Source organism: Mycolicibacterium aromaticivorans JS19b1 = JCM 16368 (assembly GCF_000559085.1).
Classification (GTDB): Bacteria; Actinomycetota; Actinomycetes; order Mycobacteriales; family Mycobacteriaceae; genus Mycobacterium; species Mycobacterium aromaticivorans.
Genome location: NZ_JALN02000001.1, coordinates 4,026,025 through 4,049,128 on the forward strand (window position 1 = coordinate 4,026,025; position 23,104 = coordinate 4,049,128).

General features: G+C 66.2%; 12 protein-coding genes. 8 read left to right on the forward strand and 4 right to left on the reverse strand.

Annotation, left to right across the window (positions count from 1 at the left end; all coding sequences use genetic code 11):
* Positions 1–34: 34 nt before the first annotated feature.
* The 3 genes from Y900_RS32445 to Y900_RS19415 form a co-directional block, all read right to left on the reverse strand.
* Positions 35–181 (reverse strand): hypothetical protein, encoded by a 147-nt coding sequence (locus Y900_RS32445; protein WP_157838262.1) that lies wholly within the window; start codon positions 179–181, stop codon positions 35–37.
* A gap of 27 nt (positions 182–208) precedes the next feature.
* Positions 209–436 carry a hypothetical protein gene (locus Y900_RS19410; protein WP_036343939.1) on the reverse strand — a complete coding sequence of 76 codons (228 nt, stop codon included), beginning with the start codon at positions 434–436 and terminating at the stop codon, positions 209–211.
* A 122-nt stretch (positions 437–558) separates the two neighbouring features.
* A complete protein-coding gene (locus tag Y900_RS19415; protein ID WP_036343940.1) occupies positions 559–1,881 on the reverse strand; it encodes a flavin monoamine oxidase family protein in 1,323 nt (440 codons plus the stop codon).
* Positions 1,882–1,982: 101 nt separating this feature from the next.
* Between Y900_RS19415 and Y900_RS19420 the strand changes: the two genes are divergently transcribed.
* The 8 genes from Y900_RS19420 to Y900_RS19455 all read left to right on the forward strand — a co-directional run bounded on the left by Y900_RS19420 (position 1,983) and on the right by Y900_RS19455 (position 21,581).
* Positions 1,983–2,846, forward strand: a complete 864-nt coding sequence (locus Y900_RS19420) for an ion transporter (protein WP_036343941.1) — start codon at positions 1,983–1,985, stop codon at positions 2,844–2,846.
* A 147-nt stretch (positions 2,847–2,993) separates the two neighbouring features.
* Complete coding sequence (locus tag Y900_RS19425; RefSeq protein WP_036343943.1) at positions 2,994–3,317, forward strand: hemophore-related protein; 324 nt, start codon at positions 2,994–2,996, stop codon at positions 3,315–3,317.
* A gap of 339 nt (positions 3,318–3,656) precedes the next feature.
* Positions 3,657–5,267 carry a PfaD family polyunsaturated fatty acid/polyketide biosynthesis protein gene (locus tag Y900_RS19430; protein WP_036343945.1) on the forward strand — a complete coding sequence of 537 codons (1,611 nt, stop codon included), beginning with the start codon at positions 3,657–3,659 and terminating at the stop codon, positions 5,265–5,267.
* A 50-nt stretch (positions 5,268–5,317) separates the two neighbouring features.
* Entirely contained in the window at positions 5,318–11,773 is a 6,456-nt protein-coding gene (locus Y900_RS30390) for a type I polyketide synthase (RefSeq protein ID WP_051660158.1), read from the forward strand.
* Entirely contained in the window at positions 11,770–18,264 is a 6,495-nt protein-coding gene (locus Y900_RS19440) for a beta-ketoacyl synthase N-terminal-like domain-containing protein (RefSeq protein WP_036343946.1), read from the forward strand. The genes Y900_RS30390 and Y900_RS19440 overlap by 4 nt, the downstream gene beginning before the upstream one ends.
* Positions 18,261–19,130, forward strand: coding sequence for a glucose-1-phosphate thymidylyltransferase RfbA (rfbA, locus tag Y900_RS19445; protein WP_036343947.1), 870 nt, complete (start codon positions 18,261–18,263; stop codon positions 19,128–19,130). The genes Y900_RS19440 and rfbA overlap by 4 nt, the downstream gene beginning before the upstream one ends.
* On the forward strand, positions 19,130–20,128 hold the full coding sequence (gene rfbB / locus Y900_RS19450) for a dTDP-glucose 4,6-dehydratase (protein WP_036343948.1): 999 nt from the start codon (positions 19,130–19,132) through the stop codon (positions 20,126–20,128). The genes rfbA and rfbB overlap by 1 nt, the downstream gene beginning before the upstream one ends.
* Before the next feature lie 16 nt (positions 20,129–20,144).
* Complete coding sequence (locus Y900_RS19455; RefSeq protein ID WP_036343950.1) at positions 20,145–21,581, forward strand: sugar nucleotide-binding protein; 1,437 nt, start codon at positions 20,145–20,147, stop codon at positions 21,579–21,581.
* An 8-nt stretch (positions 21,582–21,589) separates the two neighbouring features.
* Here the strand turns inward: Y900_RS19455 and Y900_RS19460 are convergent, their stop codons facing one another.
* Entirely contained in the window at positions 21,590–23,101 is a 1,512-nt protein-coding gene (locus tag Y900_RS19460; protein ID WP_051660159.1) for an MMPL family transporter, read from the reverse strand.
* Between the last annotated feature and the right edge of the window lie 3 nt (positions 23,102–23,104).

Sequence of the window (23,104 nt, forward strand, 5' to 3'; positions counted from 1 at the left end):
ATGCATCGTAAGTGACGTGTCGGCACGCCGCCGTTCAGCCGGCGTCTTTGGGCCCCAGCAGATTGCGCCAGAATTTCCGGAACCACTCGGGAAAAGCGACGTCCTCGCCACGGTATTCGGGCCGGGGCGGGGTCGCCGGATGTTCGGGCCGATCGGGCTCGGGCGGATGGGGTTCGGTCACGGTGTAGCCCACCGTATCGGAACGGATCTACGCGGACAGCTCATCGGTGGACTGCGAGGCGATGGCGGCCAGCCACTCGGCGCTGACGGTCAGATCGTCGAGCTGGCGGTCGATGCCCTCCACCCGATGGGATAGCTCGCGAAGCTGTCGAGCCAGTCCGGCTCGCTCTCGAACCAGCTTGACCCGTAATCGCTCGACCATCACCAACAACGACTGAGCCTCCGAGCTCGTCGGCGTTTCGGCGGTCGCGGTCATCGGCGTCTCCTCGGGAGAAAGGAGATATCGCTATACCCCCGGCTCGTGCTCTCTGAACATCGAATTTCGGAGACGTTGGGTGTGGGTGGCCGGTGCGAGTTGCGGTGTCGCGCGTCCGCGCATCATGCCAGGACGCGGTCGGCTTCCCGCAGACCGCTCAGGTAGGCGCCGTGGACCGTGCCGAACCACTCGGGATTGGTGGCTTCGCCCGCGAACATCAGCCGCTCGCCGACGGGCTCGCCGAGCGCGCGCATGTCGTCCGGGCTCGACCCGACGGCGATGAAGCTGTACGAGCCGCGGGCATATCGGTCGGTTCCCCACTTCGTCACGATGGACCCGGTGGGCTTGGGAGCGTCGATCGCGGTGATCAGTTCGCTCACCGCATCGGAGTCCGACATCGACTCACGCGACCATGCTGCCTGCCCGCCGCGCAATCCCACCAGCAGTGGTCTGCCGGCGAAGACGAGTCCGTTGACCAGATCGGTGACGGGCTGGTTGTCACCCACGAGGCCGATCATTGGTGTGGATTCCGGCCAGAACGGCGCGTCGAACGCCACGACCACCTTGTTCAACAGCCCGAATCCGAGCCGCTGGATGGCGTTGTGCTTGGCGTCGGGCAGCAGCGGGTCGAAGGCAATGGTTCCGGCCTTGAGAACTCCGAGCGGAACGGTCACGACGACCCGATCGGCGGTGACGGCGCCCTGCGAGGTCTCGATGCGAACCTGGTCGTTGCCGTGCGCGATCAGCTTGACCTCGGTCCGCTGGCGGATGTCGAGCCCCTTGGCAAGGCTCTGCGACAACTGGGTGTAGCCGCCGGGGAGGATGACGTCGGGACCCTTGAACTGCTCTTCGCTGCCGAGCCAACGCAGGGACATCTGAGCCGGGTCGGCCGCGTACTCGCCCGCGATGCGGGAGGTGACGTTCCACGCGACCAACGGATCGTCGAGGTTCGCGATACCGATCAGCCCGTCGGCCACCGACTCTTTGGCCGCGGCGTCACCGCTGCGATCGTCGAGTTCGCGGGCGATCCGGCGCCAGTCCTCCGCGGACGCCGCGGCGGCCTTCCTGTCGACGAGCCGGTGATCGTCGAGCAGGACGAAGTCCTCGAAATCGGTCGGTACCGTCTTGGCCCCGACATCGTGGGCCAGCGTGGTGAGGGGATTGCTCTCGGTGCCGTGGATCCACGAGGCGCCGACGTCGATCGGCACCCCGAGCGAGGTGTCGGTCAGCGTGCGGCCGCCGATTCGGTCCCGCGCTTCCAGTACCGTCACCCGCAGACCGGCATCGGCCAGCTTCCGCGCCGCGGCGAGTCCGGCGAATCCGGCACCGACGACCACGACATGTTCGCGGTCTTTACCGCTCGTCCCACCGCACCCTGGCAACAGCGGTGCGGCGGCGAGCGCGCCGCAACCCAACAGAAACCCGCGGCGCCCGACCCCACGCATGGCGGTGACGCTAGACGTTCGTCCCGGGCAATCACGCCGATTCGCCGATGTCGCCAGCGGGTCGGCGGGTGGTTCGTGCTGGCCTTTGCTATGCACTAATCGTGCAACCCACCACAGCGCCCGAACCGCTGACCCCCAAGCCTGTTCCCACTGTCGTGGCAGTGTGCCGACGGCTGGTCGGTAATCCGGTCTTCGAAACCCTGATCGTGATCGTGATCTTGATCAACGCGGCCATGCTGGGGGCGGAAACCTTCCCTACGGTGTCCGACGGACTCGATCACGCCTTCGACGTGGGCTACAACGTCATCCTCGCGATCTATGTCGTCGAACTGCTGATTCGATTTACGGCGGCGGGTTGGAGCCCCCGCGAGTTCGTCAAGACCCCGTGGAACGTCTTCGACTTCATCGTGATCGCGGCGTCATTCATTCCCGGCCTGCGGGCGACCGCGATGCTGCTGCGCCTGGTTCGCCTGGCGCGGATCGTGCGGATCGTGCGGTTCCTACCCGACCTGCATATCGCATTCGGCGCGATCGCCCGAAGCATTCCTGGGGTGGCGTCACTCGCGGCGGCCACCGCGGTGCTCATCTACATCTACGGAATGCTCGGCTGGCTGTTCTTCGGCAATTACTCTCCCGAGCATTTCGGGAACCTGGGCCGGGGAATGATGACGATGTACGTGATGCTGACGCTGGAGAACCTGCCCGAAAACGTGGATATGGGGCTCAAAGTGTCGCCCTGGTCGGTGCTGTTCTTCATCAGTTACACCGTCATCCTCAGCTTCCTGGTGTTCAACCTGTTCATCGGCATCGTGCTGAACTCGATGGAGGAGGCGCGGGCGGCGGACCGGAAAAAGCACGAGAGTGACGACCTCCTCGAGCGGCTGCGCCTGGCCCGCCGGGCGCTCGAGGACGCCGAGAAGGAGCTGCAGCGGGCCCATCGGGATGACGGGAAACCTCGTCTGTGAACCCTTCGCCGCCTGTGAGTTGCGGCGTTTTCCGCATCGCGCAAGGGCACCGTGATTAACTGGCGGCTTCTCAAGATCTTGCGGATGTGGCAAATAGAAGGGCGCTCGTCGATGAACTCAGCGAGATGCTTACGACGAGTTGTCGTTGTGGGAAGTCTGATCGCAGTATTTCCGTTCGCGGCGGTGGCATCGGCCTCCGCCGATCCGATCATGGATGCGCTGGCTAACACCACGTGTACCTACGCACAGGTGACGGCAGCCCTCAATGCAGAGGCCCCAGCGCTGGGCAAACAGCTCACCGCGCGGCCGGATATGCAGGCGAATATTCAGCAGTTCCTCGCCATGTCCACCGACCAGCGTCAGCAGGCACTGGCGCGGCAGCAAGCAGGGAACCCACAGTTGAATGCGTTGATCTTCGCGCAGATCGGTCCACAGATTACGCAGGTCGCGAACACCTGCATGAATTACTGACTCCGCGTTTGGCTGGTTTGCAGGCCGGCCGTGACGGTTGCGCCGGAGAGCCTAACCTCACACCATAAACGTGGTTATGCCATTTGCGCGTTGTCCTGACGGACCCGGGCAGGACGGTCGTGATTCCCGAGAATTCGCTCACCACCTGTTTTGCTGCGCCATCGACAACGGAATTCGTTGAACTGGTGATAAAAGCACCAGCGACATGTCATTTCGGCAACGGTGTCGGCGACGCGCGGCGTAGGGTCGTCTCAGAGTTACCGCCGGGTAGTCGGCCGGGCGCATGAACGTGTTCTAAAACCAAGATTTGTCGCGCGCGTAAAGCTAGAGTCGCACCTCATGCAGGCGACGTTGGCTAACTCTCATCCGACCAATGGCGCCTCTCCGGCGTTGCTCGATGGGTCGGACGTCAACGAGGCACTCGCCGCAATCCGCAGGCCGGTCGCAGTCGTGGCTTCGGCACATGGTCCACGCCCCGTGGTTCTCGACGGCGCCGGAGTGCTGACCCCGGAGCTCATGCGTCACGACGTCCTCGCGGTCCTGCCGCCCATCTATCCCGAATGGCTCGGTGACCGTAGTTTCACCGCGACGCACGGAGTGCGATTTCCCTATGTCGTCGGCGAGATGGCCCGCGGTATCGCGACACCCCAGATGACCGTCGAGGGTGTGCGCGCCGGGGTGATGGCTTTCTACGGAAGCGCCGGCCTGGATTTGGCCACCGTGGAAGCAGGCCTGCGGGAAATTCAGGCCGCGCTGGGTCCGAACGCCAGCGGGTGGGGCGCCAACCTGATCCACAACGTCCAGAGCGACGGCGTCGAACTCGCCACGGTGGACCTGTTCCACCGAATGGGTGTCCGCTACGTCTCCGCGTCGGCGTTCATGCGTCTGACGCCCGCCGTCGTCCTATATGCGGCGAAGGGTCTGCACCGCGACGCACACGGACAGATCGTGCGGTCCGGGCACATCTTCGCCAAGGTGTCCCGCGACGAGGTGGCCCGGCAGTTCCTGTCGCCCGCTCCGGAAGCGATGTTGACCGCACTGGTCGCCGAGGGTCGCCTCACGGCGGACGAGGCCGCGCTGGCCAGCGGCATCCCGCTCGCGGAGGACATCACCGCCGAAGCGGACTCGGGTGGCCACACCGACAACCGCGCGCTGACTGTGCTTCTCCCGCGGTTGATCAGCCTGCGTGACGAGATCGTGGCCACCTATCGCTACTCGGTTCTGCCGCGGGTCGGTGCCGCGGGGGGACTGGGAACACCTGCGGCGGTCGCCGCTGCGTTCGCTGCCGGAGCCGCCTACGTGCTGACCGGCTCGGTCAACCAATCTGCGATGGAAAGCGGTCTCTCGCCGGACGCGCGTGCGTTGTTGGCGATGGCCGAATCGACCGATGTCGCGATGGCACCGGCCGCGGACATGTTCGAGATGGGCGTGACGGTGCAGGTTCTCAAGCGCGGCACCATGTTCGCTCAGCGCGGCCACCGGCTGGCCGACTTCTACCGTCGCTACTCCTCGCTCGAGGAGGCCCCAGCCGACGAACTCGCGAATCTCGAAAAGACGGTCCTCGGCCGCAGCGTCGCCGACATCTGGGCGGACACCGAGGCGTTCTTCGCCAACAGTGACCCGCGGCAGGTGGAACGCGCGGCGGCGGATCCGAAACATCGCATGGCGCTGGTGTTCCGGTGGTACCTCTTCACGGGTTCGCAGTGGGCGCGCGACGGCAACACCGCCCGCCGCGGCGATTATCAGATCTGGTGTGGGCCCGCGATGGGGGCCTTCAACCAATGGGTTCGGGGGAGTTTCCTCGAGCCAGTGGAAGCGCGGACGGTTCGCCAGATCGCGCTCAACCTGCTCGAAGGAGCTGCGACTGTGACCCGTGCCGGCCAGTTACGTGCAGCGGGCGTCGCAATGCCCGCTGCCTCCTTCGATTTCCGTCCACGTCCTCTCGGATAAGGGTTATCTTGACTGACAACACGCACCAGCCCACTGCAACTCCTATCGCGGTGGTCGCCATGTCGGCGATCTACCCGGGTGAGTCTGGGCTCGACGGCTTTTGGCGCACCATCACCACCGGCCGCGACGCGATCGCCGATGTTCCTCCGTCGCACTGGCTGATCGAGGACTACTTCGACGCCGACCCGAAGGCGCCGGACAGGACGTACTGCAAGCGCGGCGGCTTCATCGACCCCGTGGACTTCGATCCCGTGAAGTTCGGGTTGCCGCCCAACGCATTACCGTCGACGGACACCGGGCAGATCCTCGCGCTGGTGGCGGCCCGGCAACTGCTCGACGAGGTGCAGCGCAGCGGCGCCGATGTCGACCTGGATCGGGTGGACGTGGTACTCGGGGTCGCCTCGACGACCGAACTGGTGGTTCAGATGGGCTCGCGGATGCAGCGACCGATCTGGCGTAAAGCCTTGCTGGAAAACGGTTTGTCCGAGACCGAAGCCGACGAGATCTGTCAGGACATCGCCGATCACTACGTGCCGTGGCAGGAGAGCACCTTTCCGGGTCTGCTCGGCAACGTGATCGCCGGTCGCGTCGCCAACCGCCTCAACCTCGGCGGCGCCAACTTCGTCACCGATGCTGCCTGCGCGAGTTCACTTTCCGCGTTGCAGTCGGCGCTGCACCGGTTGTATCTGCACGAGTCGGATGTGGTGCTGACGGGCGGCGTCGACGCGCTCAACGACGTGATGATGTTCATGTGCTTCTCGAAGACGCCGGCCTTCTCGGCGACCGGTGACTGTCGACCCTTCTCTGCCGGCGCGGACGGCACGATCATCGGCGAGGGCGTGGGCATGGTGGCCCTCAAACGTCTCGCTGACGCCGAGCGCGACGGTGACCAGATCCACGCGGTGATCCGCGGCCTGGGCTCCTCATCGGACGGGCGTGCGTCGAGCGTCTACGCCCCGCGTTCCGAAGGGCAGGCCAAGGCACTGCGCCGTGCCTACGAGCGTGCCGGCTACGACCCCTCGACGGTCGAGCTCGTCGAGGCGCACGGCACGGCGACCAAGGCGGGGGACGTCGCCGAGTTCGCCGGATTGAAGTCGGTGTTCACCGACAATTCGGCACGGATCGCGCTGGGATCGGTCAAGTCTCAGATCGGCCACACCAAGGCAGCAGCGGGTGCTGCGGGGCTCATCAAGGCCGTTCTGGCACTGCAGCATTCGACACTACCGGGCACGCTGAAGGTGGATCGTCCCAATCCCGCGATGGGAATTGAGGATTCGCCGTTCTACGTCAACGCGCAGACCCGGCCCTGGGTGCGTAAGGGCGATCAGCCCCGGCGCGCGGCCGTCAGCTCCTTCGGTTTCGGCGGCAGTAACTTCCACGTGACGCTCGAGGAGTATCAGGGCGAGCACCGCGCCAAGCGGCTGCGGACGCTGCCCAGCGAGCTGGTGGTGCTCAGCGCGCCGTCGGAGGCCGAGCTGCAGAAGCGGGCTTCCGATATCGCCGCCGCGGCCCGCTCCGGCGAAACCCTCGCCCGCATCGCTTTCGATGCCGCCGAGGTCTTCGATGCATCGCAGCACGCGCGTGCAGGGCTGGTGGCCACCGACGCCGAATCGCTTGCCGCGGTTGCTGACCGGCTCAGCACTGCGCTGGCCGGTGGCAGCGTAGCGACGCTCAAAGACGCCAACATCGCCGTCGGCCTCGGGCCGGCACGCGACGGCAAGACGGCCTTCCTGTTCCCGGGGCAGGGCAGCCAGTACGTCGGGATGGGTGGTGACCTCGCACTCGCCTTCCCCGAAGCGCTCGCGATCTGGGACGGGCTCCAAGGCGATCTGGCCGACCTCCCCGGGGTCGTGTTCCCGGAGCCGGTGTTCGACGCCGCCGCAGCCGACGCGCAGAAGAAGGAACTCACCGCGATGGCCAACGCGCAACCGGCCATCGCCGCAACCAGTCTCGCGCAACTGGCGCTGCTCGACCTCCTCGGTGTGAGCGCCGATGCCGCCGCCGGCCACAGCTTCGGTGAGGTCACCGCGCTGGCGGCCGCCGGTGTCCTGCCGATCGAGAGCCTCGTCGAGACGGCGCGCACCCGCGGCACGCTGATGAACGAAGCGGGCAAGGGCAAGGATGGCGCGATGCTGGCGGTATCGGCGACCGCCGATGACGTACGTGCGCTGGTGGCATCGCAGCCGGACAACGGATCGCTGGTCGTCGCCAACGACAATGCGCCGACCCAGGTGGTGCTGGCCGGGCATGAGGCCGATATCGCGTGGGCCGAGAATGTGGCGAAAGCCAAGGGCTGGACGGCGGTTCGCCTACCGGTCGCCTCGGCGTTCCACTCACCGATCGTGGCTTCGAGCTGCGCACCCCTGACCGCATATCTGAAGACTCTCAAGATCGGCCAGCCGAACTTTCCGGTGTACGCCAACGCCACCGCGCAGCAGTACGGCGAGGAGGTCGCCACCCAGCTCGGTGATCAGGTGCAGCAGCTGGTGCGTTTCCGCGAAATGATCGAGGCGATGGCTCGCGACGGGGTCACGCGATTCGTCGAGGTCGGGCCAGGGCGGGTGCTGACCGGACTGGTCGGGAAGATCCTCGGATCGACCCCGCACGCCGCGATCTCCCTGGACGACCAGAAAGCCGACGGGCTGCGCGGTTGGCATCGCGGGCTTGCGGCGTTGGCCGCCGACGGTGTGGCGCTCGATCTCAGCGCGCTCTTCGACCACTACGAGGAGCCATTGCAGTACGTTCCGGCCCCCAAGCATGCGGTGAAGGTGGGCGGCGCCAACCTCGGCAAGCCGTATCCGCCTGCCGACGGCAAGGTATCGATCACCCCTAAGCGGACTCGGGTGAGTACTCCCAGCCCGGTGCCGGCGCCGACAGCGGCCACGGCGCCTGCACCCGCGGTTCAGCAGCCCGTGCCGGCCGTGCAGCGCATGGAGTCGCCCGCGGCTGCCGCCCCGGCGCCGGTGGCGCAGGCACCAGCGCCCGTGATTCACCAGCAGGCACCGGTGGTGCAGCAGCAGGTGGAGGTACAGGCCGAGGTGATCGAAGCGCCGCTGTCCGGTGATGTGTGGAGCGTCATCGACAGTATCCAGAAGGAGACCGCCGAACAGCATCAGCGCTATATGGATGTCGTCACGCGCAGCCACCAGGCGTTCCTGGACATGTCCACCCAGATGATGGCCCACGTCGTGGGCGATCCGAGGGCGGCTGCGCAGACACCGATGGTGATGGCGAGCGTCGCGCCGCAGCAGGTTGTGGCGCCTGCGCCGGCTCTCGTCGCTCAAGCGCCAGCGCCCGCGCCTGCCCCGGTTGCGGTGGCGGCCGCGCCGGTGATCGCGCCGCCGGTGACACCCGTCGCCGTTGCTCCTGTCGCTGCGGCCCCGGTGGCCGCGGTTGTGGCCCCGCCGGTGGCCACCCCTGCGGCTGCGCCGGCCGTCGCATCGTCGGTACCTGCGGGTGATGTTGTGCTGTCGATTGTTTCGGAGAAGACGGGTTATCCGGTGGACATGCTCGGGTTGGGCATGGAGATGGAGGCTGAGCTCGGGATCGATTCGATCAAGCAGGTCGAGATTTTGGCGGCTTTGCAGGCGAAGTTCCCGGGTGCGCCGGAGATTCCGGCTTCGGAGTTGTCCGGGTTGCGGACGTTGCAGGATGTGGTGGATACGGTGGCCGGGTTTGTCCCGCCGGCGTCTGCTGTGGTTGCGTCGGCTGCGCCGGTTGTGGCTGCGGGTCCGGCTGCGGGTGATGTTGTGCTGTCGATTGTTTCGGAGAAGACGGGTTATCCGGTGGACATGCTCGGGTTGGGCATGGAGATGGAGGCTGAGCTCGGGATCGATTCGATCAAGCAGGTCGAGATTTTGGCGGCTTTGCAGGCGAAGTTCCCGGGTGCGCCGGAGGTTCCGGCTTCGGAGCTGGCCAACCTGCGCACCCTGCAGGATGTCGTCGACACCGTCTCCGGATTTGCGGCGCCCGCCCCTGCGGCTGCGCCGGCCGTCGCATCGTCGGTACCTGCGGGTGATGTTGTGCTGTCGATTGTTTCGGAGAAGACGGGTTATCCGGTGGACATGCTCGGGTTGGGCATGGAGATGGAGGCTGAGCTCGGGATCGATTCGATCAAGCAGGTCGAGATTTTGGCGGCGTTGCAGGCGAAGTTCCCGGGTGCGCCGGAGATTCCGGCTTCGGAGCTGGCCAACCTGCGCACCCTGCAGGATGTCGTCGACACCGTCTCCGGATTCGCCTCCGGTGGACGCACCGAACAGTCCACCGCGGCAACGGAGCCTGCTATGTCGGTCGCCGCTCCGGTCGGTCTGTCCTGCACCGAGGCCGAGCTGCGCGCCGCACCGCCCACGGGTCTCGCGATGGCGGGCCTGCTCGACGGTGTCGTCATCATCACCCGTGAGGATCCGGCCTTCGCCGACGCTCTGCAGACTGCACTGATCGCTCGCGGCATCAACGCCAGCGCTGTCGACGAGGTTCCCGCCGAAGCGGGCGCTGTCATCAGCTTGGCCGCCCTGTCTGCGGCTCGCACACCCGAAGACTGTGTAGCGATGCACCTGCGCGCATTCCACGCCGCACGCAGTGTCGCCAGGAGCAGCGCTGCGACAAGGGTTTTCGTCGCCGTACAGTCGACAGGAGCTCGGTTCGTCGCTGCCGACGTACCGGTCGGAGTCGCGAGCCTGGTGAAGACCGCAGGCTGGGAATGGCCGAACGCGTCCGTGCGGGCCATCGACATGGAAAGCCTTGACGCTGAGCGACTGGCGGCCGAACTGCTCGAGGGCGGTAGCGGTATCGAGGTGGCGCTGCGCGCTGACGGCACCCGGCTGGTGGCGGTCGACGATATCGAATCGTCGGTCGGCGAGGGTGAGACGATCAGCGTCACCCCAGGCGGCGTTGTGCTGGTCACGGGCGGCGCTCGTGGTGTGACGGCGGAGTCCGCGCTAGCACTGGCCAAACGCCACGGCCTGCGCCTCGCGCTGCTCGGCCGCACGCCGCTGCGGGATGTGAGCATCGACGAGCCGGCAGGCACCACGGCCGCCGAGATCGCCACTGCGCTGGCGGCATCGGCGCGGGCCCGCGGTGAACAGCTGAGCCTGCCGCAGGCACGTGCTCAGGCCGAAAACCTGTTGGCTGAGCGGGAAGTCCGCGCCACCCTGTCGACCGCAGAGCGGCAGGGCACGCCGGCACGCTACTTCGCGGCCAGCATCACCGACCGCGCCGCGCTGGACGCCGTGCTGGACGAGGTCCGGGCGAATTTCGGACCGATCGTCGGTGTCGTCCATGGTGCCGGTGTGCTCGCCGACAAGCGCCTGGAAGACCTCGATGACGACGGATTCCTCACGGTATTCAGCACGAAACTGGTTGGCGCGGAGGCTCTCCTGGATGCAACGTCGTCAGACGAGCTGCGTTTCATCTCCTTGTTCTCCTCTATTGCGGCGCGGGCAGGCAATCCCGGACAGTCGGCATACGCGTCCGCCAACGCGGCGCTGGAAGCCATCGCGGCCCGCGAGTCCGCACGGCGCAACGGCGAATGTGTCGTCCGAGCGTTCGGCTGGGGACCGTGGGACGGCGGAATGGTCGACGCGGCACTGAAGAGCCGGTTCCTCGCAGGCGGTGTAGGTGTCATCCCCATCGACGAGGGAGCGCAGTTCTTCGCCGACCACGCGCTGTGCCGTTCGTCGGCCACCGCGGTCGTGGTCGCCGCCCCGGCCGAGCCCCGGCTGCGGGCCGCGCACCTGGAGTGGGATGTGTCGGCCGAAGACCTGCCGGTGCTGACCGATCACCAGGTCCGTGGCCGGGTGGTGGTACCGGTGGTGATCGCGCTCGACGCGATTCTGCGCGCCGCTCGCGGCCTGGTCGCCGACACCTGCCCGGTGGTCCGTGATTTCCAGGTGCTCTCCGGTGTGACCTTCGCCGAAGGCGAAAAGCAAACACTCAGAATCGATTTCGAGCCGACCGGTTCGGAGTACGCCGTGTCCATCCGGGACACGGAGGGCCGCGCTCGCTACCGCGCCACCGTCGACAACGCCGCGGTAGCGGACCCGCAAGTGTCGGTTCCGCAGGTGTCCGGATCAGCGTGGCCGGTCAGCGTCGACGAAGCGTACGCCGGACCTCTGTTCCACGGGCCGCAGTTCGCGGTGATCGAGCGTCTCGACACGGTCGGTGCTGCCGGCGGAAGCGCGGACCTCAAGAGCCTGGACGCCCTCGGCTGGCCGCAGAACGGCTGGGCCATCGACGCCGCCGGCGTCGACGGCGGACTGCAGCTCGGCATTGTGTGGGCCGCTTCTCAGGGACGCCCGCTGGTGCTGCCGATCCGGATCGCGCGTGTTGTTCTGCACCGGGCGTTCGGAGACGGCACGATCGGACGTTGTCGGTTGGCCGCACACCCGGTCAACGACAAGCGGGTCGACTTCGACATCGCGTACGAAACCTCCGACGGTGCGCTCATCGCAACGCTCGAGGGTGTCGAGTTCTACGCCGCGGGCGGCACCGCGGACACTCCGGCGTGAGCGGTTTCGAACCCGTCGCGATCGTCGGACGCAGCTGTGTGCTGCCCGGCGCAGCGACACCCGAGGAACTGTTCGACGCATCGCTGAGCGGACGCTGTCTGCTGGCCCCCACGCCACGCGACGCGTGGCGCGGGGTGGACCCGGCGAAGCTGCTGGCCAGTGACAAACCAGGGCTGCGCGTGTCGTCGGCGACCGGAGGTTATGTCGACACGACGTTCGACCTGAGTCAATTCGCCGCACGGATACCGGATTTCGACCAGCTCGATCCCATCGTGCCGTGGCTCGCTCAGTGCGCTCAGCAGGCGCTGGGCGGACCGCTCGCGGCGCCGCGCACCGGCCTGATCGTCGGCAATCTGTCGTACCCCAGCACCATGGGCACCGCCTTCGTCGAGGCGGTCTGGACGGGGGAGGGTAACGACGATCCGCGCAACCGGTTCTCGTCGGGGCTGCCCGTGCACCTGGTTGCAGGCGCGATGGAGATGAACGGTCCGGTGTTCGCGCTCGACGCGGCCTGCGCATCGTCGCTCTACGCCATCAAGCTCGCCTGCGACGCATTGCACGACGGCGATGCCGACGTGATGCTCGCCGGCGGTGTCAACGGATCGGATGACCTGTTCCTGCACCTGGGTTTCACCTCGCTGCAGGCGCTGAGCCCGACAGGGCAGTCCCGCCCGTTCCACGCGGAAGCCGACGGCCTGGTGCCGTCCCAAGGCGCCGCACTGGTGGCGCTGAAGCGGCTCTCCGACGCCGAGCGCGCCGGCGACACCATCCTCGGGGTGATCCTGGGCGTCGGGCTCTCGAACGACGGACGCCAGAGCGGCTTCCTGGCGCCGGCCGTGGGCGGTCAGACCCGTGCCATGAAGTCCGCGCTGGAGCAGGCAGGGCTAACCCCGGCCGACATCGACTACGTCGATTGTCACGCCACCGGCACCCCGCTGGGCGATGCCACCGAGCTGCAGAGCATCGCGGCCGCCTATGGTGACGTTCCACTGAAACTGGGTGCGCTGAAAGGCAACTTGGGCCACACCATCACGGTGTCCGGCGCGGCGAGTCTGGTGAATGTGCTCTCCGCCATGCAGGCGTCGACCATTCCGCCGACCGTGTGTGAGAAGCCGACCGACAAGCTCGGCGATACGCCGTTCACCTTGGTGACCACCCCCACGGCGTGGGATGGCCCGGTCAAACGCGCGGCGGTCAGCAACTTCGGGTTCGGCGGCAACAACGCCCACCTGATCGTCGAGAACTACCGGGGGCCACAACCTTCGGCGACCCGGCAGCAGCCCCCGACCGACGAGATCGTGATCTGCGGAATGGGTGTGGTCACCGGTGACGCAGGTGACGCCGAGGCATTCCGTCGCCGGGTGTTCGGTCCGGAGGCGCAACCCACCCCGCTCGACAGCGTCGTGCTGGACCTTGCCGGGCTCGGTTTCCCGCCCAACGAACTCGCGGGCAGCCTCAGTCAGCAAACCGTCATGCTGGCGGCGGCCGGGCAGGCGCTCGACGGTGTCGTCACCGATCCGGAGCGAACCGGGGTGTTCGTCGGTATGGGCTGCGACGCCATGATCGCGCGGCAACGGCTGCGGGTGCTCAACACCGACAACGAACGGTGGCTGGAGGCCAATGCGCAGGCGGCCCCCAGACTGACGGCCGACGGTGTGGTGGGAACCATGCCGAACATTCCCGCCAATCGCATCCACGCGCAGCGCGACTTCCGCGGATTCGGATTCACCGTGTCCACCGAAGAACTGTCCGCGATCACCGCGCTGCAGATCGGTATTCGCGCGCTGCGTCATCGCGAACTCGACACCGTCGTCGCCGGTGCGGTCGACATGTGTTGTGAGCCAGCCCATTCCAAGGCGGCAGATGCACTCGACGCCGACACCAGTGTGGGACACGGCGATGCCGCGGTGGCCTTCGTGCTCAAGCGGCGCGCGGACGCCGAAGCGGCCGGTGACGAGATCATCGCCGTCATCGACACCGACGACGAACCGCTCGAAACGGACCCGAACTTCGCGGTCGGCCGGATCGGCCGCACCCATGCGGCCAGCGCCGCCGTGGAGATCGCGGCCCGCGCCGAGGCAGTCCGGGCCCGGGTTCGGGTGGACCAGGCCGGGGCGCAACCGGCGCCGGGCGGAACCTCGGCCGCGGTGTGGGTGGAGGCGCTGGGCGGCCACGCCGACGGCATCACGGTGTCCGCCGCGGACGGTGCGTCCAAGCCGTTGGCGGTTGGCGTCATTCCGGTTTCGCAACGCTATGCCGGCGACAGCCGGGCCGACCTGCTGGGGCGGATGCAGCGTGGCGAACCGGGTGGAGCCGGGCCGGTGCGGTGTTCACTGGTTGGCGACAGCGAGGCCACGGTGGACAAGCTGCGGCAGCAGGCTGTCCAGCGCCTGGAACGTGGCGAGGTACCGGTGATTCCCGGCATCGCATATGCCGAGGAACCGATGGCCGGCGAACTGGCGTTCACGTTCACCGGTGCGGCCGCGGCGTACCCGGGTGCCGGGCGCGATCTGTTGTTCGCGTGGCCGGAGATCGGTGACGCACTCACCCAACGTTTCTCGGGGGTGGGCGATCTGGCGCGCGCGCTGCACGGCGCCGGGATCACCACTCTGGACCCGCGTACTCAACTGACCGGCTGCGCCCTGGTCTGCCAGTCGCAGGCCGAATTCTCCCGCAATGTGTTGGGTCTCAAACCCGTTGCAGCGATCGGTCTTTCGTCAGGTGAGACCAACTCACTAATGGCATTCGGGGTCTGGAGCGACCTCGAGCCGATGCTCGACGAGATCGAGGCGTCGGGCATGTACGGCGACGAGCTGACCGGCGAATGCCGGGTGGCGGCCGCCGACTGGGGGCTGGGTGACCGGCCGGCTCCATGGGAGTGCTGGCGGATCACCGCACCGCGGACGTTGGTCGACGCGGCGCTCGCCGTCGAACCGCACGCCTACATGACGATCGTGCAGGCACCGGACGATTGCGTCATCGGTGGGGATCCCGCGGCGTGCCGTCGGGTGATCGACGCGGTTCCCGGCGCCACCGCGATCCCGCTGGGTCTGGACATGGTGATCCACTGCGAAGCGATGGCGCCGTTCGCCGACACCTGGCGAAACATCCACACCCGGGAAACCCACGAAGTCCCCGACATTCGCTTCTACACCAACGCGGTCAACCGGGCCTACGTGCCGACCCGTGAGGCGGCCGCCGAGGCGATCACCCGCCAGGCGCTGGAGCCGATCGACTTCCCCGCAACCATTCTGCAAGCCTGGGAGGACGGCGTCCGGATCTTCGTCGAGCACGGTCCACGCAATATTCTGACCGCCGCGGTCGCCAAGATCCTGGGCGACCGGCCGCATCTGGCTGTCGCGCTGGACCCGCAGGAACGGCGCGGGTTGCGTGCCCTGGCCGAGAGCGTGTCCAAGCTGTGGGTGCACGGACTGCCCGTCGACATCGAGGCTTTCGAGTCGCGTATCCGGCAACTGCGCGAACAGCGGGGGCCGGCGTCGTCGGAGGGCACCCGCAAGCTGACCCTGGCCGCTCACTGGCCGGACATCGTCTCGGTTCCCGAGTCGCCCAAGACTGTTTCGCCTCCAGCACCACCCATGACTGTCTCGACGCCGGCGGCGTCCAGAAACGGAAGTACACCCATGCCTGATGTGCGAAGTGTTCAAGTCATGCCACCCGCGCCCGCGCAACTCGCGCCGCTGGTGGTGGCCCAGGACCTCGTCGTGCATACCGTCGCGGAGACAAGCACTGTCGTGGCCCGCCCTGTCGTGCCTGCCACCCCGGCCGTCGCCACGCCCAGCGACCAGACTACGACGGCGTTGAACCTGGTTGCCTCGGTCAGCGACGCGCACACCGCGTTCCTGGAGCGGCAGGCAGAAGCACATTCGTCGTTCCTGAAGTCGCGCGGCGATCTCCTCGCGCTGGTATCGGGGCGGCGGGGATCGATTACCACCGTCGCGACGAGCGCGGCTGCGGTCTTCGCGCCCGCGCCGACACCCGCTCCCGCGGCGAGCGCGCCGGTGATGCCCGCGCCGAGTGCACCGCCTCCGCCGCCGCCGGCACCCCCGGCGCCACCGGTCACCGTGACACCGGCCGCACCGCCCGCACCGGCCGTGCCGACGTCTTCGCCGAGCACGCGGCCGACGGCAGCCAAGGAACCGCTGTGGACCCGTGCTCAGCTGGAAATCCTTGCCGGCGGCAAGGTCTCGGAGGTCATGGGACCGAAGTTTGCCGAGTACGACCAGTACGAGCGGCTGGTGCGGATGCCGGAGCCGCCGCTGCTGCTGGCCGACCGGGTGATGAGCATCGAGGGTGAGCCGGGAACGATGGGCACTGGCACAATCGTCACCGAGACCGACGTCGACCCCGACGCCTGGTACATCCACAACGGCCGCATGTCGCCCGGTGTCGTGATCGAGAGCGGGCAAGCGGATCTGCTGCTCGCGTCCTGGCTGGGCGCGGATTTCACCAACCGCAGCGAACGCGTCTACCGCCTGCTCGGCTGCGACCTGACGTTCATGGGTGAGCTGCCCAAGGGCGGCGACACGCTGCACTATGAGATCCACATCGACGGTCACGCGAAAACCGGTGATACGCGGTTGTTCTTCTTCCACTACGACTGCTACATCGGCGACCGGCTGATGATCTCGGTGCGCAACGGGCAGGCGGGATTCTTCTCCGACGCCGAGCTCGCCGAGTCAGACGGGGTGTTGTGGGACGCTGCCGACGACGCACCGCGTGACGGCGCGGTTCGCGATGAGCCCCCGGTTGTCACCCAGAAGCGGTCCTTCACCGCCGGCGACGTCGAGGCTTTCACCGAGGGTCACGCCTACCGGTGCTTCGGGCCCGGATTCGAACGGGCCGCCGCACACACCCGCACGCCCTCGCTGCCGAAGGGCAAACTGCGGCTGATCGACGAGATCGCTGAATTCGATCCCAACGGCGGGCCGTGGGGCCGTGGGTATCTGCGCGCCACCGCCGCGGTCCCCAAGGACATGTGGTTCTACGACGGTCATTTCAAAAACGATCCGTGCATGCCCGGCACACTGATGGCCGACGCCGCCACCCAAGCGCTGTCGTTCGCGATGGCGGCCTACGGGTTCTCCGTAGAACGCGACGGGTGGCGATTCGAACCCGTCCCGGATGACATGGCCCGCTTCGTCTGCCGTGGACAGGTGACCCCGGACGCCGACCATATGCTCGACTACGAGGTGTTCATCGAAGAGATCATCGACGGCCCCACGCCGACGGTCTTCGCCGCGCTGCTTTGCCGCAGTGACGGTTTCAAGGTATTCCACGCGCGGCGCTTCGGGATGCGCTTGGTCCCGGACTGGCCGATGCCGCCGGGTGCGCCCGGGCCGGTGCAGATCCTGGCCGGAACCAACGATGTTCGCGGTGACCAGGGCGCGCTTCTGGCCTGCGGGCGCGGGATGCCGTCGGATGCGTTCGGCGCCCTGTACGCGCCGTTCGACGGTACGAGGCGGGCGCCGCGTCTGCCGGACGAGCCGTACCACTTCATGTCCCGCGTGCTCAGTGTGTCCAGTCCGCCGGGAGTGCCGACCAAGGGCGGCACCGTCGTCGCGGAATACGATGTGCCAGAGGGTGAGTGGTATTTCGCCGACGCTCACGTCGACGCGGTGCCGATGCCGGTGCTCATCGAGATCCTGCTGCAGCCCTGCGGCTGGCTGTCGTCGTACAACGGGTTCGCCGCCAACCGCCCCGACGATGTGGTGTTCCGCAACCTCGACGGCGGCGACGTCGTCCAGCATCGGCCGGCCCGAGTCGGCACGCTGCGGGTGACCTCGACGCTGGAGCGGTTCGCCGACGGCGCCGGGTCGACGATCGTCTTCTTCGACGTGGTCTGCACCCAGAACGACGAAGTCGTCATGACGATGAAGACGGCATTCGGGTTCTTCAGTCCCGAAGCGCTCAAGACCCAAGTCGGGCTGCGGATGAAACCCGGAGTACTGGAGGCACTTTCCGAACCGGCTCCGGTCGAACTGCCGTACCGGGCGCCGGAGCTCGACGGCGCACCTTGGTTGGACCAGGGCCGGCTTCAAGTGCTCGACCGGGTGAAGTTCTGGCCAGGCGGGGGAGAAGCCGGTCTGGGGCGACTGGTCGCCGAGTATGACGTCACCCCGGAGGCGTGGTTCTTCAAGGCCCACTTCTTCCAGGATCCGGTGCAGCCGGGTTCGCTGGGCTTGGAAGCCATGCAGCAGGCGGCCCGCGCGGCGGTCCGACTGGCCGGGTTGGCCGGCGCGGGTGACGAATTCGAGTTCGAGCCCGTCGCTTTGGACCAAATGTTCAGCTGGAAGTTCCGCGGTCAGGTGACCCCGACCAACAAGCGCACCAAGTCCGAGATCGAGATTCTGTCGACCCAGAGCGACGATCGTGGCGTGCTCGCGGTGTTCGACGGCCGGTTCTGGTGTGACGACCTGTGCATCTACGAGACCCGCGGGATGGGCGTTCGCGTCATCCGACGGATGTCATGAAGGGCATCATCCTGGCGGGTGGTTCCGGAACCCGCCTGCACCCGATCACCCTTGGCGTGTCGAAGCAGTTGATCCCGGTGTACGACAAGCCGATGGCGTATTACCCGCTGTCGACGCTGATGCTGGCGGGGATCCGCGACATCCTGGTGATCACCACCCCGCACGATGCGGAGAGTTTTGAACGGCTGCTCGGGGACGGATCCCGGTTCGGCATCTCGCTCACGTTCGCACAACAGCCGTCCCCGGATGGACTCGCGCAGGCGTTCACCATCGGTGCGGACTTCATCGGCAACGACAAGGTCGCCCTGATCCTGGGTGACAACCTGCTGTACGGCCCCGGACTGGGCACCCAGCTCAAGTGTTTCTCCGACGTCGACGGCGGCCAGATCTTCGCCTACTGGGTGGCCGAGCCCTCGGCCTACGGTGTGGTCGAATTCGATCCCAGCGGAGTGGTGGTGTCGCTGGAGGAGAAGCCGAAACAACCTCGAAGCAATTTCGCGGTCCCCGGGTTGTACTTCTACGACAACGACGTGGTGCAGATTGCCCGGGACCTCTCGCCGAGTGATCGCGGTGAGTACGAGATCACCGACGTCAACCGGGAGTATTTGGAGCAGGGCCGGTTACGGGTGCAGGTGCTGCCCCGCGGGACGGCGTGGCTGGATACCGGGACCTTCGATCAGATGACCGACGCGGCGGATTTTGTTCGCACGATGGAGCGTCGGACCGGTTTGAAGATCGGCGTTCCAGAGGAGATCGCGTGGCGGCAAGGCTTTCTCACCGATGACGAACTGCGTGAGCGCGCCGAGATGCTGGTGAAGTCGGGGTACGGCTCGTACCTGTTGGATCTGCTGGAAAGGGGTCTGTAGTGGCGCAGCTTCTGGTCACCGGAGGCGCCGGCTTCATCGGATCCAACTTTGTGCATTACGCCGTCGAGCACACCGACCATCACATCACCGTGCTGGACAAACTCACCTATGCCGGGAATCGGGAGTCGTTGGCCGGCCTGCCCGAGAATCGGGTCAGCTTCGTCCACGGTGATGTCGCCAACACCGAGCTCGTCGACAAGTTGGTGGCCGGGGCCGACAGCGTCGTGCATTACGCCGCGGAAACGCATAACGACAATTCACTGGACGACCCGGAACCGTTCCTGCACACCAACTTGATCGGGACGTTCACTCTGCTGGAAGCGGTCCGCAAGTATGGCGTCCGGTATCACCACATCTCGACCGATGAGGTGTACGGCGACCTGGCGCTCGACGATCCGGGCCGGTTCACCGAAGCCAGCCCGTACAACCCTTCGTCGCCGTATTCGTCGACCAAGGCCGGCAGCGATCTGTTGGTGCGGGCGTGGATGCGTTCCTACGGTGTGCAGGCGACGATCTCGAACTGCTCCAACAACTATGGCCCGTATCAGCATGTGGAGAAGTTCATTCCCCGTCAGATCACCAACGTGCTGCGGGGGACACGCCCCAAGTTGTACGGGGAGGGGTTGAACGTGCGCGATTGGATCCACGCCGATGATCACTCCTCGGCAGTGTTGCAGATTCTGGAAGACGGCCGGATCGGGGAGACATACCTGATCGGCGCCAATGGCGAGAAGGACAACAAGACCGTCGTCGAGCTGATCCTGACGATCATGGGCCAGCCGGCCGATGCCTACGAGAATGTGCCGGACCGGACCGGTCACGACCTGCGGTACGCGATCGATGCGACCAAGCTGCGTGATGAGCTCGGCTGGCGGCCGCGATATCCTGACTTCGAGCACGGGCTGGCCGCGACGATCGACTGGTATCGCGACAACGAAAGCTGGTGGGCGCCCGCCAAAGACGCCACCGAAGCTTTCTACGCCAGACTCGGGCAATGACAGGGGAGCGCACGCAATGACGGAGCTTGGAAAACCACTCCGCGCAACGGAGACGGCGATTCCCGGGTTGGTCATCTGGGACCTGCCTGTTCATGGTGACAATCGCGGCTGGTTCAAGGAGAACTGGCAGCGCGAGAAGATGGTTGCTGCCGGGATGACCGACTTCGGGCCGGTGCAGAACAACGTCTCATTCAACTCGTCGGCCGGCACCACCCGTGGCATTCACGCCGAACCGTGGGACAAGTACATCTCGGTTACTACTGGCCGGATCTTCGGCGCGTGGGTCGACCTGCGCGACGGGCCGACGTTCGGGGCCGTTGTCACCGCGGAAGTCGACCCGTCTCGGGCCGTCTTCGTACCCCAGGGTGTGGGCAACGGATTCCAGACCCTGGAGCCGAACACCGCCTACACCTACCTGGTCAACGACCACTACTCGCCGGATGGTGTTTACACCTCGCTGAATCCCGCCGACGTGACCGTCGCGATCGACTGGCCGATCCCGCTGGATCAGGCCGAGCTGTCCGCCAAGGACCGGGCCCAGGGTCCGCTGTCGGACGTCGTGCCCGTCAAGCCGCGCAAGATCTTGGTAATCGGCTGCGGTGGCCAACTCGGCCGCGCCCTGCAAACGGCGTATGAGGGCGTGTCACACGTCGAGTACGTCGACCTTCCCGAGTTCGATCTCACCAGTGCGGATTTCGTTTCGGCCCGCTCGTGGCGTGAGTACGACACGATCGTCAACGCGGCGGCCTTCACCGCCGTCGACGTGGCCGAGACCCCGGAAGGGCGGGCCGCTGCCTGGGCCGCCAACGTCACCGGTGTCGCCAATCTGGCACGGGTCGCGGCGGCGCACCGGCTGACCGTTGTACACGTGTCGACGGACTATGTGTTCGACGGCACCGCGACCCGGCCCTATCGCGAAGATGATCCGATGGCTCCGCTCGGCGTCTACGGACAGACCAAGGCCGCTGGTGATCAGATCATCGGAACACTGGACCGGCACTACATCCTGCGCACCTCCTGGGTGATCGGTGACGGGCGAAACTTCGTGCGCACCATGCTTTCTCTTGCCGAACGCGGTGTTGATCCGTCGGTGGTCGACGATCAGGTCGGCCGGCTGACGTTCACTTCGGAGCTGGCCCGGGCGATCCGGCATCTCCTCGAGACCCGCGCGCCCCACGGGACGTACAACGTGACGGGCAACGGGAAGGTCACCTCGTGGGCCGATGTGGCGCGACGCACCTTCGAACTCGCGGGCCACGACCCGAACCGGGTGAGCGGAGTGTCCACCGCGGAGTACTTCAGCACGGCGACGAATCCGGTGTCGCCGCGCCCGGCCAGCGGAGTCCTGGATCTGACGAAGATCGAGTCCACCGGGTTCGTGCCCGCCGATGCCGACGAGAGCCTGCAGAACTATGTTCGGCTGGAGACCCGGGCTGCGTCGAGCGCCGGGTAGGCCGCGAACTAGACTGTCGCTCTTGGGATTTCGGCCGTGACGGGTTCGTCGTCCTCGCGCGGCAGCATGTAGGCCCGCGTCGACGCACGAGTTCCCTGCGACCGGAGCATGAAGCTGGCCGGACGCGGACGAACCCGCTGTGGCCACCAGAACCACCGGCCGAGCAGCACGGCGATCGTCGGCGTCATGAACGACCGCACCACCAGGGTGTCGAACAGCAGGCCGAGGCCGACAGTGGTACCGACCTGACCGATGATCTGCAGATCGCTGGCGACCATCGCGGCCATGGTGAACGCGAACACCAGGCCGGCGTTGGTCACCACCTTGCCGGTGCCGCCCATGGCCCTGATGATGCCGGTGTTGATACCCGCGGACAATTCTTCTTTTATTCGGGATACCAGCAGCAGGTTGTAGTCCGAGCCCACCGCCAACAGCACGATCACCGACATCGGCAGCACCATCCAATGCAGTTTGATGCCCAGGATGTATTGCCAGAGCAGCACCGAGAGCCCAAACGAAGCGCCCAGCGACAGTGCAACCGTGCCAACGATCACTAGGGCTGCGATCAGGCTGCGGGTGATGATCAGCATGATGATGAAGATCAGGCAGAGCGCGCCGACCGCCGCGATCCAGAGGTCGTATTTGGAGCCGTCGCTGAAGTCTTTGAACGTCGCTGCGGTGCCGGCGATCGAGATCTTGGCGCCCTGCAACGGTGTGGTCTTGAGGGCTTCCTCGGCGGCCGTTCGTATCTGGGAGATGCTCGCGATGCCGGCCGGGGACGCCGGGTCGTCCTTGTGGGAGATGATGAATCGCGCGGATTTGCCGTCGGGGGACAGGTAGGCGCTCATCGCCCGCTGAAAATCCGGATTTTGGAAAACCTCAGGCGGCAGATAGAAGGAATCATCGTCCTGCGCGGCGTCGAAAGCCTGCCCCATGGCGCCGGTGTCGGCGTTTGAGTCGTCCAACACGCCGAACGTGCCGGACATGGTGCTGTGCATTTTCAGCATCATGTCCCGCATGCCCTCCATGATCGTGATCATCTGCGGGATCTGTTGAAGGAGCTGGGGCATCAGTTCGTCCAATGCGCCAAACTGGACGAGCATCTCTTTCATCTTGTCATTAATCTGGCTGATGCCATCGATCGCTTCGAAAATCGATCGTATCGACCAGCAGATCGGAATGTCATAGCAGTGCGGTTCCCAGTACAGGTAAGCACGGATTGGCCTGAAGAAGTCGTCGAAGTCAGCCGCGCTGCCCATGAGCAATTTGACTACTTGGGACATTTCTGTAGTCGTGACGAACGAGTCGTGCGTAATGGCGTTGAGTTGCTTTTGCAATTCATACATGCGCTTCATCAACGCGATTTGTCTGTCGAGCATTTTGACCTGCTTGAGCAGGTCGTCCACGCGGGCCTTCATGAACTTCAGACTGCTCTGCATGCCCGCGTTCTGCATATCCATCAGGAACGGGATGGAGGTGTGCTCGATCGGCGTTCCTTCGGGGCGGGTTATTCCCTGCACCCG